General features: G+C 74.2%; 13 protein-coding genes and 1 riboswitch. Of the genes, 12 read left to right on the forward strand and 1 reads right to left on the reverse strand.

Annotated features, from left to right (window positions below; translation table 11 throughout):
* The first annotated feature begins 33 nt into the window (after nucleotides 1-33).
* The 8 genes from ACH4EB_RS02195 (at nucleotide 34) to ACH4EB_RS02230 (ending at nucleotide 9,831) form a co-directional block, all read left to right on the forward strand.
* Nucleotides 34-1,107, forward strand: coding sequence for an MBL fold metallo-hydrolase (locus ACH4EB_RS02195; protein WP_398345331.1), 1,074 nt, complete (start codon nucleotides 34-36; stop codon nucleotides 1,105-1,107).
* Nucleotides 1,108-1,241: 134 nt separating this feature from the next.
* A riboswitch (cobalamin riboswitch) is annotated at nucleotides 1,242-1,324 on the forward strand.
* Between the two features lie 268 nt (nucleotides 1,325-1,592).
* Entirely contained in the window at nucleotides 1,593-2,924 is a 1,332-nt protein-coding gene (locus ACH4EB_RS02200) for a prenyltransferase/squalene oxidase repeat-containing protein (RefSeq protein ID WP_398345332.1), read from the forward strand.
* A complete protein-coding gene (locus tag ACH4EB_RS02205; protein ID WP_398345333.1) occupies nucleotides 2,924-3,655 on the forward strand; it encodes an SCO2322 family protein in 732 nt (243 codons plus the stop codon). The genes ACH4EB_RS02200 and ACH4EB_RS02205 overlap by 1 nt, the downstream gene beginning before the upstream one ends.
* Nucleotides 3,652-4,863 (forward strand): energy-coupling factor transporter transmembrane component T, encoded by a 1,212-nt coding sequence (locus ACH4EB_RS02210; protein WP_398345334.1) that lies wholly within the window; start codon nucleotides 3,652-3,654, stop codon nucleotides 4,861-4,863. Before ACH4EB_RS02205 ends, ACH4EB_RS02210 begins: the two co-directional genes overlap by 4 nt.
* Nucleotides 4,860-6,713, forward strand: coding sequence for an ABC transporter ATP-binding protein (locus tag ACH4EB_RS02215; RefSeq protein ID WP_398345335.1), 1,854 nt, complete (start codon nucleotides 4,860-4,862; stop codon nucleotides 6,711-6,713). Before ACH4EB_RS02210 ends, ACH4EB_RS02215 begins: the two co-directional genes overlap by 4 nt.
* Nucleotides 6,710-7,576, forward strand: a complete 867-nt coding sequence (locus ACH4EB_RS02220) for an ECF transporter S component (protein WP_398345336.1) — start codon at nucleotides 6,710-6,712, stop codon at nucleotides 7,574-7,576. The genes ACH4EB_RS02215 and ACH4EB_RS02220 overlap by 4 nt, the downstream gene beginning before the upstream one ends.
* A 322-nt stretch (nucleotides 7,577-7,898) precedes the next feature.
* Nucleotides 7,899-8,345 carry a transglycosylase SLT domain-containing protein gene (locus ACH4EB_RS02225; RefSeq protein ID WP_398345337.1) on the forward strand — a complete coding sequence of 149 codons (447 nt, stop codon included), beginning with the start codon at nucleotides 7,899-7,901 and terminating at the stop codon, nucleotides 8,343-8,345.
* Between the two features lie 76 nt (nucleotides 8,346-8,421).
* Nucleotides 8,422-9,831 carry an alpha/beta hydrolase gene (locus tag ACH4EB_RS02230; protein ID WP_398345339.1) on the forward strand — a complete coding sequence of 470 codons (1,410 nt, stop codon included), beginning with the start codon at nucleotides 8,422-8,424 and terminating at the stop codon, nucleotides 9,829-9,831.
* Nucleotides 9,832-9,900: 69 nt separating this feature from the next.
* Here the strand turns inward: ACH4EB_RS02230 and ACH4EB_RS02235 are convergent, their stop codons facing one another.
* Nucleotides 9,901-11,070, reverse strand: a complete 1,170-nt coding sequence (locus tag ACH4EB_RS02235; RefSeq protein WP_398345340.1) for a steroid 3-ketoacyl-CoA thiolase — start codon at nucleotides 11,068-11,070, stop codon at nucleotides 9,901-9,903.
* Nucleotides 11,071-11,386: 316 nt separating this feature from the next.
* Between ACH4EB_RS02235 and ACH4EB_RS02240 the strand changes: the two genes are divergently transcribed.
* The 4 genes from ACH4EB_RS02240 to ACH4EB_RS02255 all read left to right on the forward strand — a co-directional run bounded on the left by ACH4EB_RS02240 (nucleotide 11,387) and on the right by ACH4EB_RS02255 (nucleotide 14,973).
* On the forward strand, nucleotides 11,387-12,619 hold the full coding sequence (locus tag ACH4EB_RS02240; protein WP_398345341.1) for a cytochrome P450: 1,233 nt from the start codon (nucleotides 11,387-11,389) through the stop codon (nucleotides 12,617-12,619).
* 238 nt (nucleotides 12,620-12,857) lie between these two features.
* Nucleotides 12,858-13,478 carry a DUF6230 family protein gene (locus ACH4EB_RS02245; protein WP_398345342.1) on the forward strand — a complete coding sequence of 207 codons (621 nt, stop codon included), beginning with the start codon at nucleotides 12,858-12,860 and terminating at the stop codon, nucleotides 13,476-13,478.
* A complete protein-coding gene (locus ACH4EB_RS02250) occupies nucleotides 13,469-13,960 on the forward strand; it encodes a DUF6114 domain-containing protein (protein WP_398345343.1) in 492 nt (163 codons plus the stop codon). The genes ACH4EB_RS02245 and ACH4EB_RS02250 overlap by 10 nt, the downstream gene beginning before the upstream one ends.
* 302 nt (nucleotides 13,961-14,262) lie before the next feature.
* Nucleotides 14,263-14,973: a hypothetical protein gene (locus ACH4EB_RS02255; protein WP_398345344.1), complete on the forward strand. Its 711-nt coding sequence runs from the start codon at nucleotides 14,263-14,265 to the stop codon at nucleotides 14,971-14,973.
* The last annotated feature ends 69 nt before the right edge of the window (nucleotides 14,974-15,042 follow it).

Below are 15,042 nucleotides of genomic sequence, written 5' to 3' on the forward strand. Positions count from 1 at the left end.
CGGCGCGTCCGCGCGGAAGCGGAGGTGCGGCGGATGACGGCAGCAGCCCGGACCGGGACGGCGGAGGCCGGGCCCCGGGTGACCGACCACCGGGGCGGCGTGTGGTCGATCGCCGTCCCCATACCGGACAACCCGCTCGGCCACACTCTCGTCCACCTCCTGGAGACCGGCCGCGGGCCGGTCCTCGTGGACACCGGGTGGGACGATCCGGACGCCTGGGACACCCTCACCGCCGGGATCGCCGCCTGCGGCTTCGGCGTCACCGACCTGCACGGCGTCCTCGTCACGCACCACCACCCCGATCACCACGGCCTCTCCGCCCGCGTACGGGAGGCGTCCGGCGCGTGGATCGCCATGCACGCGGCGGACGCCGCCGTCGTACGCCGTACCCGGCAGACCGAACCCGGGCGGTGGCTGGAGTACCTGATCACCAAGCTGGCCGCGGCCGGGGCGCCCGACAGCCACCTCGCCCCCCTGCGGGCGGCCCGCGCCGAGGGACGGGCGCGCGACCTCCCCGGGCGGCGCGCCGCGCTGCCCGACCGCGAGATCGCCCCCGGCGCGCTCCTCGACCTGCCGGGCCGCCGGCTCCGCGCCGTCTGGACACCCGGCCACACGCCCGGCCATGTCTGCCTGCACCTGGAGGAGGACCATCCGGCGCGGCGCCCCGGCCACGGCCGGCTCTTCTCCGGCGACCACCTGCTGCCCGGCATCAGCCCGCACATCGGGCTGTACGGGGACCCGGACGACGCGGCGCCCGCCGACCCCCTCGGTGACTACCTGGCCTCCCTGGAACGCGTCGCCCGGCTCGCGCCCGCCGAGGTGCTCCCCGCCCACCAGCACGCCTTCACGGACGCGGCCGGCCGGGTGCGCGCACTGCTCGCCCACCACGAGGAGCGGCTGGCCGGCCTGCGCGCGCTGCTCGCCGTACCCCGTACGCCGTGGCAGCTCGCCGAGGCCATGGAGTGGAACCGGCCGTGGGAACGGATCCCGTACGGGTCGCGGAACATCGCCGTCTCGGAGGCCGAGGCACATCTGCGGCGCCTGGTCCGGCTGGGGCTGGCGGAGGCGGTGGCGGGGTCCGAGCCGGTGACGTACCGGGCGGTGTGAGGGCCGGACTGGGCGGGGGCCGGGCGAGGAGCGGGGCGGGGCGGTGCGCGGGAGTGCCAGCCGGGCCCGTGGCCGGGGCCCGCCCGGCCTGCCGGTTAAGGTGTGCGGGACAACTTCATCCCGTGCCCGATCGGGGGAAGCCGGTGGAAATCCGGCGCTGACCCGCAACCGTGATCCGGGACGTACGGCATCGACGCACCGGCCGCCCGCCGGGACCGTGACCAGGCCCCCGCGCCGGCCGCCCGTACCCCCGGCGAGCCGGAGCACCCGCTGGGGCACGGCCAAGGCTCCCGCCACCGCAAGGCCGCGCCTGCTCGCGCGGACGCCCGGTGCGCGGCACCGTCGAGGTATGCGGAGCTGAGCCCGGTGTGCCACCGCGGCCGATCACGATCGGCGGGCGGCGGGGCGTCCGAGTGCGGCTGCGCACCCACCGCAGACCCACCGCGGTCCCACCGCAGCGAACCGACCCGAGAGGCACCGACCCGATGGCCACCACGGCTTCCCAGGCTCCCCTGGCCCCCCTGGCCCCCAGGGCTTCCACGGCCCCCACCTTCGCCGCCCTGGCGCGCCGCGCCGCCGCGGCGCTGGCCGGGGCCGCCGTGCTGTGCGCGGCCGGTGCCCCCGTGGCGGCCGCCGACTCCCCCGCCCCCGCCGCCAAGGCGTCGAAGCTGCCCGAGGGGCTGTACGGCACCAAGGACCCGCAGTACGACGGCGTGTGGCGGCAGTCACTCGCCCTGCTCGCGCAGCGCACCGTCGGCGTGCGCCCGTCGGTGACGGGGGTCGACTGGCTCGCCGGGCAGCAGTGCTCCGACGGTGCCTTCAGCGCCTACCGCGCCGACCCGGCCAAGGCGTGCGACGACAAGACGATGCGGGACACCAACCAGACGGCCGCCGCGGTGCAGGCGCTGGCCGCGCTCGGCGGGCACGACGACGCCGTACAGAAGGCCGTGAAGTGGCTGAAGTCGGTGCAGAACGACGATGGTGGCTGGCCGTCGATGAGCGGCTCGCCCAGCGACGCCAACTCCACCTCCGTGGTGATCGGCGCGCTGAAGGCGGCGGGGCAGAAGCCGGAGTCCGTGCAGAAGGGCGGCAAGTCCCCGTACGACGCGCTCGTCACCTTCCAGCTCGGCTGTGCCGCGAAGGAAGGGGAGCGCGGCGCGTTCGCCTTCCAGCCCAAGGACGGCAAGCTCGCCCCGAACGCGGACGCCACGGCCGCCGCCGTGCTCGGCGGGCTGGGTGAGGGCTTCGTGGTCGACCCGGCGGGCAAGGACGTCAAGGAGCCGGTCGCGCCCCTGAAGTGCGACGGCGGCGAGGACCGGAAGCCGGACGCCGAGCAGGCCGCCGAGGGCGGCGCCGCCTACCTGGTCGCGCTGCTCGACGCGGGCGGCGGGCACCTGAAGTCCGCGCTGCCCGGTGCCGGGGACCAGCCCGACGTCGGCAACACCGCCGACGCCGTCGTGGCGCTCGCCGCCGGCTCGCACGGCGACGCCGCGCAGAAGCCACTGCGGTGGCTGGAGAAGAACTCCGCGAACTGGGCCGAGGAAGCCGGCCCGGCCGCGTACGCGCAACTCGTGCTGGCCGCGCACGCCGCGGGCGCCGACCCGCGCCACTTCGGCGGCGCCGACCTGGTCGCCCAGCTCAACGCCACGGGCCCCAAGCCGGCCGGCAGCTCCGCGCCGTCCGCCGCGCCCCGCAAGGACGCCCAGGACCAGGACGAGCAGGGCTCCGGCGTGTGGTGGATCTTCGGCATCGTGTTCGTCGCGTGCGTCGGCGTCGGGTTCCTGCTCAGCGGCCGCCGGAAGAAGAACGGCCTCTGATGCGCTCACCACGGCCCCGCCCCGCCCGCCTCCTCGGCGCCCTGGCCCTGGCCGGTACGGTCACCGGCCTGGGCGCGGCGCCCGCCCAGGCGCAGGAGTACCGCTACTGGTCCTTCTGGGACGGCCCCACCGCCGGCGCTCCGGCCGCCGGGGACGGCGGCTGGTCGTACGCGACCGAGGGCCCGGCCACCAGCCGCCCCCGGGACGGCGCCGTGGCGGGCTTCCGCTTCACCGTCGGCGCCGACTCGGCGGCGGTCGGCAAGCCGCGCCACGCCGCGGACTTCGACGCGCTCTGCGGAAAAACGCCCGCGCGGGACGGCACCAAGCGCGTCGGCCTGGTCCTCGACTTCGGCACGAAGGCCGACGCACCGGCCGGGGAGCACCCGCCGCCGGTCCGTACGGAGTGCGCGCGGCTGCCCGAGGACGGGACGGTCGGTGACGCGCTGGCCGCCGTCGCGGGGCCGCTGCGGTACGACGCGAGCGCGCTGCTGTGCGCGATCTCCGGTTACCCGAAGGCGGGGTGCGCGGACAAGGCGGGGTCGGGGGCCGGCTCCGGGTCCGCCTCCGGGGCCGGTTCGCCGGAACCCGGGGCTTCCGGTGACGCTTCCGCTTCCGGGCAGGCGGACGACGACGCTTCGGGCGGCCCCTCCGCCGGACTGATCGGTGGCATCGCCCTGGTGGTCGTCCTGGGCGCGGCGGCCGGGTGGCAGGCCCGCCGCCGCCGCGGATGAGCGCCCGCGTCCCCCGCGCCACCCGCTCCACCGCCTTGCACGCGGGCGCCTGGTGGCTGTGGGCGCTGGGCCTGGCCACCGCGGCGTCCCGGACGACCAACCCGCTGCTGCTGGGCCTCCTGATCGGTGTCGCCGGGTACGTCGTCGCGGCGCGCCGCACGGACGCGCCGTGGGCCCGCTCGTACGGCGCGTTCCTGAAACTCGGCCTGCTGGTGATCGGCATCCGGCTGGTCTTCGCGTTCTTCCTCGGCTCGCCCATCCCCGGGACGCACACCCTGGTGACGCTGCCCGAAGTGCCGCTCCCCGAGTGGGCGCGCGGCGTGCGGATCGGCGGCCGGGTCACCGCCGAAGGCATGCTCTTCGCCTTCTACGACGGGCTGAAGCTGGGCACCCTGCTGATCTGCGTCGGCGCCGCCAACGCGCTCGCCAGCCCGGCCCGCCTGCTGAAGTCGCTGCCGGGGGCGCTCTACGAGGCGGGCGTCGCGGTCGTCGTCGCGATGACCTTCGCGCCCCACCTCGTCGCCGACGTCCAGCGGCTGCGCGCCGCACGCCGGCTGCGCGGCCGCCCGGACCGGGGCTTCAAGGCGCTGCTCCAGGTCGGGCTGCCGGTCCTGGAGGGCGCACTGGAACGTTCGGTGTCGCTGGCCGCGGCGATGGACGCGCGCGGTTACGGCCGTACGGCGCGGGTACCGTCCGCCGTACGGCACACCACCACCGCGCTCACCCTCGGCGGCCTGCTCGGGGTCTGCGCCGGTACGTACGGGCTGCTGGCCGACACCGGAGCCGCGTACGGCCTGCCGGTGCTGCTCGCCGGGCTCGTCGCGGCGCTCGGCGGACTGTGGCTGGGCGGCCGCCGGTCCGTACGCAGCCGCTACCGCCCCGACCGGTGGGGCGTGCGCGCCTGGCTCGTGGCGGGCTCCGGCATCACGGTGGCCGCCCTGATGATCTGGGCCAACTCCTCCGACCCGGCCGCCCTGCACCCGCCCGCCGTCCCGCTCACCGCACCCGTCCTCCCGCTGTGGCCCGCGGCCGGGGTCCTGGCGGGGCTGCTCCCGGCGTTCGTCGCGCCCCTGCCGCCACGGGCGGCGCGGACCGGGCCGGGGACGGCGGAGGCCGGACCGGGGGCGGGAGAACCGGGCGCCGGGCGGGCACGAGCAAGGAAGTCACCGGCGCAGGGCGCGCCGCACACGAAGGAGTCCCCGCAGTGATCCGCTTCGACCAGGTGTCGGTCACCTACGGGGACGCGGCGCGGCCCGCCGTCCAAGGCCTCGACCTGACCGTGCCGGAGGGCGAACTGTGCCTGCTCGTGGGCCCGTCCGGCGTCGGCAAGTCCACCGTCCTGAACGCCGTCTGCGGCCTCGTACCGCACTTCACCGGCGGCACCCTGCGCGGCCGCGTCACCGTGGCCGGCCGCGACACCCGTACCCACAAGCCCCGCGAACTGGCCGACGTCGTCGGCACCGTGGGCCAGGACCCGCTCGCCCACTTCGTCACCGACACCGTCGAGGACGAACTCGCGTACGGCATGGAGTCGCTGGGCCTGGCCCCGGACGTCATGCGCCGCCGCGTCGAGGAGACCCTGGACCTCCTCGGCCTCGCCGACCTGCGCGACCGCGCCATCACCACCCTCTCCGGCGGGCAGCAGCAACGCGTCGCCATCGGCTCGGTGCTCACCACCCACCCCAAGGTGCTGGTCCTGGACGAGCCGACCTCCGCCCTGGACCCGGCCGCCGCCGAGGAGGTGCTCGCCGTGCTGCAACGCCTGGTGCACGACCTCGGGACGACGGTCCTGCTGGCCGAACACCGGCTGGAGCGCGTCGTCCAGTACGCGGACCAGGTCATCCTGCTGCCCGCGCCCGGCGCGCCTCCGGTCGTCGGCGCGCCCGCCGACATCATGGCCGTCTCCCCCGTCCACCCGCCGGTGGTGGCCCTGGGCCGGCTCGCGCACTGGTCGCCGCTGCCGCTGTCGGTACGCGACGCCCGCCGCAAGGCGTCCGCCCTGCGGCAGCGACTGGCGGGGGTGGAGCCGGGGGACACGGGTGCCGCTGGGGTCGCGGGTGCGACAGGTGCCGCCGGGATCGCGGGTGTCGGCGTGGCGGCCGGGAACGGTACGGGGCCGGAGGCGGTCGGTGCGGGCGCCGGGAATGGTTCGGGCGCCGCCGGAGCCGGAGCCGGAGCCCGTAGGCGTTCGGGCTGGTGGCGCCGGCGCGACAGCCGTACCGGTTCCGACGCGGGGGCAGGTGCCGACGCGCGGTCCACACCGGGACCCACGCCTCTCCCTGGCCCCGCCGGTGCCCCGCTCGCCGCCGAGGCCGTGGCGCTGTCCGTACGGCGCGGCCGGATCGACGCCCTGCACCGCGTCGGCCTGACCGTACGCGCCGGCGAGACGCTCGCCCTCATGGGCCGCAACGGCGCGGGCAAGTCCACCCTGCTCACCACCCTCGTCGGAATGCACGAACCCGCCGCCGGCTCGGTCAGCGTCGGCGGCGCGACCCCGCACCGCACCGCACCGCGTGACCTGCTGCGGCACGTCGGCCTGGTACCGCAGGAGCCGCGCGACCTCCTGTACGCGGACACCGTCGCCGCCGAGTGCGCCGCCGCCGACCACGACGCGGACGCCGCCCCCGGCACCTGCCGCGACCTGGTCACCCGGCTGCTCCCGGACGTACAGGACGGCACCCACCCACGCGACCTCTCCGAGGGCCAGCGGCTCGCCCTCGCGCTGGCCGTCGTGCTCACCGCCCGCCCGCCGCTGCTCCTGCTCGACGAGCCGACCCGCGGCCTGGACTACGCGGCCAAGGGCCGCCTCGTGGAGCTGCTGCGCGGCCTGGCCGCCGAGGGACACGCGATCATCCTGGCCACCCACGACGTCGAGCTGGCCGCCGAACTCGCCCACCGCGTCGTCATCCTCGCGGACGGCGAGATCGTCGCGGACGGCCCGACCGCCGAGGTCGTCGTCTCCTCCCCCGCCTTCGCACCGCAGGTCTCCAAGGTGCTCGCCCCGCTGCCGTGGCTCACCGTGCCCCAGGTCGCGCACGCCCTGGAGGCCACGGCATGACCCGTACGCTCCCCGCTCCCCCGGACCGGCAGGCACGGGCGGTACGGCTGGGCCCGCGCGCCGTGGCCGCACTCGTCCTGATCTCCGCCATCGGTGTGATGGCCTTCGGCTGGCCGCTGCTGGCCGGCTCCGCCTCCGGCCTCGCGCACTCCAAGGACGCGCCGTGGCTGTTCGCGGCGCTGCTGCCACTGCTGCTCGCCGTCGTCGTGGCCACGATCGCCGACACCTCGGCGTCCTCGGCGGCGGGCGGCGCGCCCGGCCTGGACGCGAAGGCCATCGCCATGCTCGGCGTGCTGGCCGCCGCGGGCGCCGCGATGCGCCCGCTGGGCGCGGGCACCGCCGGTATCGAGCCGATGTTCTTCCTGATGGTGCTGTCCGGGCGGGTGCTGGGGCCGGGCTTCGGGTTCGTGCTCGGCTCGGTGTCGATGTTCGCCTCGGCGCTGCTGACCGGCGGCGTGGGGCCGTGGCTGCCGTTCCAGATGCTCTCGATGGGGTGGGTGGCGATGGGCGCGGGCCTGCTGCCCGGCCCGAACCGGCTGCGCGGCCGCCGTGAACTGGTCATGATCGCGATGTACGGCGCGGTCTCCGCCGTCCTGTACGGGCTGCTCATGAACCTCCAGGGCTGGCCCTACATCGGCGGCATGGCCAGCGGCGTCTCCTTCGTGCCGGGCGACCCGCTGCCCGACAACCTGGCCCGCTTCCTCGCCTACTGCCTGGCGACCTCGCTGGGCTGGGACCTGCCCCGGGCCGTGGTCACGGTCGTTCTCACCCTCACCCTCGGCGGCACCCTCCTCAAGGCCCTGCGCCGCGCCACCCGCCGCGCGGCATTCGACGCCCCGGCGACGTTCGACACCACTCCGTAACGCCTGAATCCGGACTGAACCCCTTACCCCCCTCTCCCCACCCCCCTCTCCCCTCGCCCGGTTCCCTGTGACTCCGACCACAGGACTTCCGTCCCATACGACCGGCCTTCGTAGACCCGGCCCTTCGCGTGATCCGCTCCCCCTGGGGCCGGAGCGGGCGGGACTTTCCACCTTCGGTGCGAGATCCACTAGTACGTGCGGGTATTGCCATCCCCGCCGACCACTTCCCAGGGTGGAGGTGTCGCCGAGCGCAGCGTGCTTCTTCCCCCCTGGCCGCAGCCTCGGCGGCGCCCCTTGCACCCCGTCGGAAGGTAACTCCTCCGTGAGCGTCACCTCGTCCACGATCACCCGCCGCCTCGCCGCCCACAAGAAGGCCGTCGTCGCCGCCGGCGCCGTCGCCCTGGGCGCTTCGGCCGCCGCCTTCGCCGTCACGCCGGCCCAGGCCGCCACGCCCGCACAGGCACCGTCCTCCGCGAGCGCGAGCGACGCCAAGGCCGCGGCGCACAAGCTGATCCCGGACCAGGCGCAGTACCAGTGCTTCAGCAACATCGTCGAGCGGGAGAGCGGCTGGGACCCGACCGCCACCAACCCGTCCAGCGGCGCCTACGGCCTCGTGCAGGCACAGCCGGGCTCGAAGATGGCCTCGGCGGGCCCGGACTGGAAGACCAACCCGGAGACCCAGATCAAGTGGGGCCTGGACTACATGAACTCCACCTACGGCAGCCCCTGTGACGCCTGGAACTTCTGGCAGTCCCACAACTGGTACTGAGCCCCCGCCCCTCCTCCCCCAGGACTCGGGGAAGACCCCCATACCCCTTCCCCATGGGCCGCCCTAACATCGGCCCATGTCCCGTCACACCAGTAACCGGCGCCCGGACAAAGGCGGTTGGCGAGCCCGGAGCACCCGGCGGCCCGCCGCCGGCGCGACAGCGGCACTTCTCGCGGCGGCCACCGCCCTCGTCCCGCTCGCCACCGCACCGCCCGCGACCGCCACACCGGTCCACCCGGCCGCACTCCCGGCGACGCGCCCGGCCACACCGCCGCCGGCCCGCCCGGACTCCGCCTCCGTCGGCCGTGGCGCCCTCCTCACCGTCACCCCTCTCGGTACGCGGGATCGCGCCCAGCTCGTCGCCGCCGCCCGGCAGGCGCACTTCGCCGGCAGCGCGGCGGACTGGCGTCACGCTGTACGGCACGACGTGTCCGCGTACCGCGTCGGCTACCGCACCATCACCCCGGACGGGCGGCCGACCACCGCCTCCGGGCTGCTCGTGCTGCCACGCGGCGCCCCGGACCGGCTGCCCGCCCTCGTGCACACGCACGGCGGTATGACGGCCCGCGACCGGGCACCCTCGGTCAACGCCCAGGGCCCGGACCGCCTCGCCACCGCCCTCTACGCCGCGGGCGGCCGGGCTGCCGTCGCCCCCGACTACCTGGGGCTCGGCAAAGGACCGGGCCGGCACCCTTTCCTGCACACCGCGGCCACGGTCTCCGCCTCCCTCGACATGCTCCGCGCCGCCCGTACCGCCGTCCCCCTCCTGAGCGCCGCCCACTCGGCTGGCACAGACCACCCCGAGCACGCCTCCCCGCCCCGGCGCACCTCGCTGGACGGGCGGGTGTACGTCACCGGCTACTCGCAGGGCGGCCACGCCGCCATGGGATTCGCCCGCGCCCTGGCCGCAGGAGCCGACCCGCGCTTCCGGCTGCGCGGGCTGGCGCCCGGCGGCGGCCCGTACGACCTGCTGAACGCCGAGATCCCGGCCGCGTTCGACGGCCGCGTCAGCGGTGTGGCCGCCGTGCTCACGTTCTCCCAGGCCCTCATCTCACACCACCACTTCCTCTCGCCACCCCTCTACTCCGACCCGCACGAGGTCTTCCGCCCTCCGTACGCCTCCTTCATCGACGAGCTGTTCAACGGCGAGCACCAGCAGGACGAGGTCATCGAGAAGCTCCCGGGGACGCTCAGGGAACTGCTCACCGACGCCTGGTACGAGAAGCTGCGCCGCCCGTCCGGCCGCCTGCTCGACGTGTTCCGCGCCATCGACACCACGTGTTCCTGGGCGCCCGAGGTGCCCGTGACGCTCCACACCGCGTCCGGCGACCACGACGTGGTCAAGGAGAACACGCTGAGCTGCGCCCGGCAGTTGACCGCACGGGGCGCCTTTGTGACGGTCGTCGACCGGGGCGCCGCCGGTCACAACGAAGTGTTCCAGCAGTCGGTCCTGGACGTGACCCGCTCCTTCCCGCTCACGGACTGAGGACGCCCACCGGCCCGGCTCCCATCCGACCGCCGACGGCTGACGGCCAACTCCCGACGCCCCCACCCCTCACAACCGCTGAATGATCGTCCCCGTCGCCAGCCCCCCGCCCGCGCACATCGTGATCAGGGCGAATTCCTTTTCCGTACGCTCCAGTTCGTGCAGGGCCGTGGTGATCAGGCGGGCGCCCGTGGCGCCGACCGGGTGGCCCAGGGCGATGGCGCCGCCGTTCACGTTGACCTTCGCCAGGTCCTGGTCGAAGACCCGGGTCCACGACAGGACGACCGACGCGAACGCCTCGTTGATCTCGACCAGGTCGATGTCCTTGAGGGACATCCCGGCCTTGCCCAGTACGGCCCGGGTCGCGTCGATGGGCCCGTCGAGATGGTAGTGGGGGTCGGCGCCGACCAGGGCCTGTGCGACGATCCGGGCCCGGGGCCGGAGTTTCAGCGCGCGGGCCATCCGTTTGGACGCCCACATCACCGCGCACGCGCCGTCCGAGATCTGTGCACAGTTGCCCGCCGTGTGCACGGCGGTCGGCATGACCGGTTTGAGCCCGCCGAGCGCCTCCGCGCTCGTGTCGCGCAGCCCTTCGTCGCGGTCCACGAGCCGCCACATGCCCTGTCCGGCGGCCTGTTCCTCCTCCGTGGTCGGCACCTGCACCGCGAACGTCTCGCGCTTGAACCGCTCCTCGGCCCAGGCCGCCGCGGCCCGCTCCTGGGAGAGCAGCCCCAGCGCGTCGACGTCGTCGCGGGTCAGTCCCCGGTTGCGGGCGATGCGTTCGGCGGCCTCGAACTGGTTGGGCAGGTCCACGTTCCACTCGTCCGGCCAGGGTTTGCCGGGGCCGTGCTTGGAGCCGCTGCCCAGCGGCACCCGGGACATCGCCTCCACGCCGCAGCCGATGCCGATGTCGATGACGCCGCCCGCGACCATGTTGGCGACCATGTGGTTGGCCTGCTGGGACGAGCCGCACTGACAGTCCACGGTGGTGGCGGCGGTCTCGTACGGCAGGCCCATCGTCAGCCAGGCGGTGCGGGCCGGGTTCATGGACTGCTCGCCGGCGTGGGTGACGGTGCCGCCGACGATCTGTTCCACGCAGTCGGGCTGGATGCCGGTGCGGGCGAGCAGTTCGCGGTAGGTCTCGCCGAGGAGGTAGGCGGGGTGGAGGTTGGCGAGCGCGCCGCCGCGCTTGCCGATCGGGGTGCGTACGGCTTCCACGATGACGGGTTCCGCGGCCATGACTGACTCGTCCTCTCCTCACGTCCCGCAGGACGTCCCGGCACCCCCGACGACGGAACTGGTACGCGTTCTAGTTCCACGGTCAGTCTCTTTGAGCCGCGGGCGGCGGCGCAAGGGTGCTGCACGGGCGTTCCGCCCCCGACGACCCCGCGGCGGAGGCACTTGACGCCCCGCGCCCCCTTGCCACTTGTGGAACTCGTTACTACCTTCACCATGAGCTGACGGCCCGTCAGTCCCGCCGGACGGCATCCGCACGACGACAGGCCGCCAGGACCCGCTACCGGCACCGGGCCGGACCAGAGCTGGAGTCGCCGAGATGCCATGCCCCGCGCTGCCCGACGGGTTCGACTTCACCGACCCCGACGTCTACCAGCACCGCGTACCGCTGCCCGAGTTCGCCCAGCTCCGGCGCACCGCGCCCGTATGGTGGAACGCCCAGCCGCACGGCATCGCCGGCTTCGGCGACGACGGCTACTGGGTGGTGACCCGCCACGAGGACGTCAAGGAGGTCTCCACCCGGCCGGAGATCTTCTCGGCGAGCCTCAACACCTCGATCATCCGCTTCAACGCGGCCATGACCCGCGACAAGATCGACGTGCAGAAGCTGATCATGCTGAACATGGATCCGCCGGAGCACACCCGGGTCCGCCAGATCGTCCAGCGCGGCTTCACGCCCCGCGCCATCCGTGCGCTCGAAGGCGCCCTGCGGGACCGGGCGCACGCCATCGTCACCGCGGCCCGCCGCAAGGAGTCCGGCGACTTCGTCACCGACATCGCCTGTGAGCTGCCGCTCCAGGCCATCGCCGAACTGATCGGCATCCCGCAGGACGACCGGGCCCGCATCTTCGACTGGTCGAACAAGATGATCGCGTACGACGACCCGGAGCTGGCCACCACCGAGGAGGTCGGCAACACCGCGGCGGAGGAGCTGATCTCGTACGCGATGGACCTGGCCGCGGCCCGCAAGGAGTGCCCGGCCCAGGACATCGTCAGCCGGCTCGTGGCGGCGGAGGACGAGGGCAACCTCGCGTCCGACGAGTTCGGGTTCTTCGTCCTCCTGCTGGCCGTCGCGGGCAACGAGACGACCCGCAACGCGATCACCCACGGGATGCACGCGTTCCTGACCCACCCCGACCAGTGGGACCTCTACAAACGGGAGCGCCCCGGCACCGCGGCCGAGGAGATCGTGCGCTGGGCGACGCCCGTCGTCTCCTTCCAGCGCACCGCCACCCAGGACACCACCCTGGGTGGCGCGCGGATCGAGAAGGGCCGGCGGGTCGGCCTCTTCTACGCCTCCGCCAATCACGACCCCGAGGTCTTCGAGAACCCCGGGACGTTCGACATCACCCGCGACCCCAACCCCCACCTGGGATTCGGCGGGGGCGGCCCGCACTTCTGCCTCGGCAAGTCGCTCGCCGTCCTGGAGATCGACCTGATCTTCCAGGCCATCGCCGACACCGTGCCGGACATCGCCCTCGCGGGCACCCCGCGCCGGCTGCGGTCGGCCTGGCTCAACGGGGTGAAGGAGCTGCGGGTCCGGTACGCGTAGGGCGGCCGCGTCCCGGCCGTGGCACCGCGGCTCTTTTTGCGCCTCCTGTGGTTCCTTCGGTCCCCAACCTTGCCAACGGCTACTGGCAGACTTACATTCAACTCGCCAGTAACACCGGCCAGTTCTTCACACCCTCCACATGATCATCACGCACCTCCCTCTCCTGGCCAGGTGTCCAGCACGTCCCCCCACATCTCTCGGCTGCGCGATTCACCGCACTTCGAAGGGGACCACTCTCATGAAGGACGCACACGGCAGACACGTCACCGGGCGGGTGAGCTGGCGCAAGTTCGCCGTGCTGTCCGTCCCGGCCTTCGCCGGGACCGCCGCGCTGGCCATCGCCCTGGCCAACGGCGCGCTGGCGGCTTCGTTCGCCGTATCGGGACAGCAGTTCAAGGTGTCCGCCGCTTCTCTCAAGGGCGACGGCTTCGCCCAGTACGGCGGCGTCGACCAGAACGCCAGGGGCGACCTGCTGCCGGTGGCCGTGACCGCCATCAAGAAGGCCGAGCTGCGCAAACTGTGCCAGTCGGTCGTCACCTCACTGCCCGTCATCGGTGACATCTCGCTCAACCTCACCGCGGGCGGCGGCAGAACGCCGGTCAAGGCGACCGACCTCTTCGTGGACGCCACCCAGCTCTCCGGCAACGCGGACTTCACCAACATCGAGATCGGCCGGGACGCCTCCACCCTCGACAAGGGACCGGCGACAGCCCAGGGCATGCAGGACCTGTTCGCCCAGCAGGCCGACGACGTGAACATCACCAACCTCAAGCAGACGGCCTGGGCCACCAACGCCGGGACGTTCCGTCTGGCCGGCCTGAGCATGAACATCTCCAAGGGCAAGAAGGAATGCTTCTGACCGGGAAGGGCTCCTGGCGGCGCGGACGCGCGGCCTGGCGCCGCTGGCGCAAGGGCCGTCCCTTCTGGGGCGGGCTGGCGGCCGTCGTCGCCGGTGCGGAGATCTGCGCCATCCCGCTGGCGCCGCTGAAGGTCATGCTCCAGCAGGGCATCGCCGGGATCCCGTCTGTCCTGATGGGCCTGGTGATGATCCTGATGGGCCTGTCCGCGTGGTTCGCGCCGCACTACCGGGGGCTGGCCGGCATCCTCACCGTCCTGGTCGCCACCGCCGCGCTGGTGATGTCCAACCTCGGCGGATTCCTGTTCGGCACCATCGTCGGCATCCTCGGCGGCGGCATGATCTTCGCCTGGCAGCCACGCCCGCTGCCGGACCCGGACCCGGGGGCGGACACCGGGCCGGACGCGGTCCCGGGCACGGACCCGGCGCAGGGGCCGTCCGGCAGCGAGCCGTCCGCGCCGCCCCGCTCCCGGCCGCGGAGCTGACAGGACCGCACGGGACCGCCGTACGCGTACGGCAGCGCCTGCACACGCGTACGGCGGTGACCGCCGCGGATCCCGTCCGCGGACGACCGTCCCCCGCTCGCGCTGCCGTCACCCCGGCAGCCCGCGCCCGGACCGTCACCACCGGCACACCCCCCTGACCCGCAGGTACGCACCGGCACCTGCGTCGCCCCTCCCGCACCAGGGGCAGTAACAGCACCACCCGTTCCATCGCCCCATGAGCACCACCGGTTCCACCGCACCATCTCCGTACCACCCATACCGCTCGCAGAAGGAGATTCGCGATGACGCACAGACCCGCACGCTCTCGCGCACATCACCCCGTCGTACGGCGGCCGCGCGCCCTGCTCGCCGCCGGTACGGGAATCCTCGCGACCGCGTCCCTCTCCCTGGCCCTGACCGGCTCGGCCACCGCCCAGCCCACCGGGGCCCCGGTCGCCGCCGGCCCGACCACCGTCACCCCGGCCGGTCACGCCTACGCCGCCGACCTCAGCGGCAAGGCCACGTTCAAGGCCGGTTCGGTGACGGTGACCTGCGCCGTCTCGCACGCCGCCGGGCAGGTCCCGGACGCCCCGGACAACACCAACGCCGCCGGCCCGGTCGACAGCACCCTCTCGGCGCCCACGTACAGCTCCTGCACCACGAGCATGCCGGGCGTCAGCGCCACCATCCAGACCTCCGGCACCTGGGGTGTCTCGATGCAGAACGGCGCACCGAGCACCGCCGGGCTGACCATCCCGACCGGCGGTTTCGTCCTGAAGACCAGCGGCCTGGCCAGTTGTACGGTGACGGCGGCGCCCACCGCCGCGGCGACGGTGAACGGCGTGTGGACCAACGGCGCGCCGTCCGGCCTCGTCTTCACCAACGCCTCGGTGCCGGTCAAGGTCGTCGGCGGCTTCGGCTGCCCGACCAGCGCCACGACGTCGGCCTTCAACGCCACGTACCAGGTCACCGACACCACCGACCCGGCGTCGCAGATCACGGTCACCGGCTGACGGGCAGCCCCCGGCCGACAGCCGGGAGGTGCCCGCCGGCCGCCCCCTCAGCCGCGGGGCCCCGGCCGT

The organism is Streptomyces sp. NPDC018045, from assembly GCF_044327445.1.
Classification (GTDB): domain Bacteria; phylum Actinomycetota; class Actinomycetes; order Streptomycetales; family Streptomycetaceae; genus Streptomyces.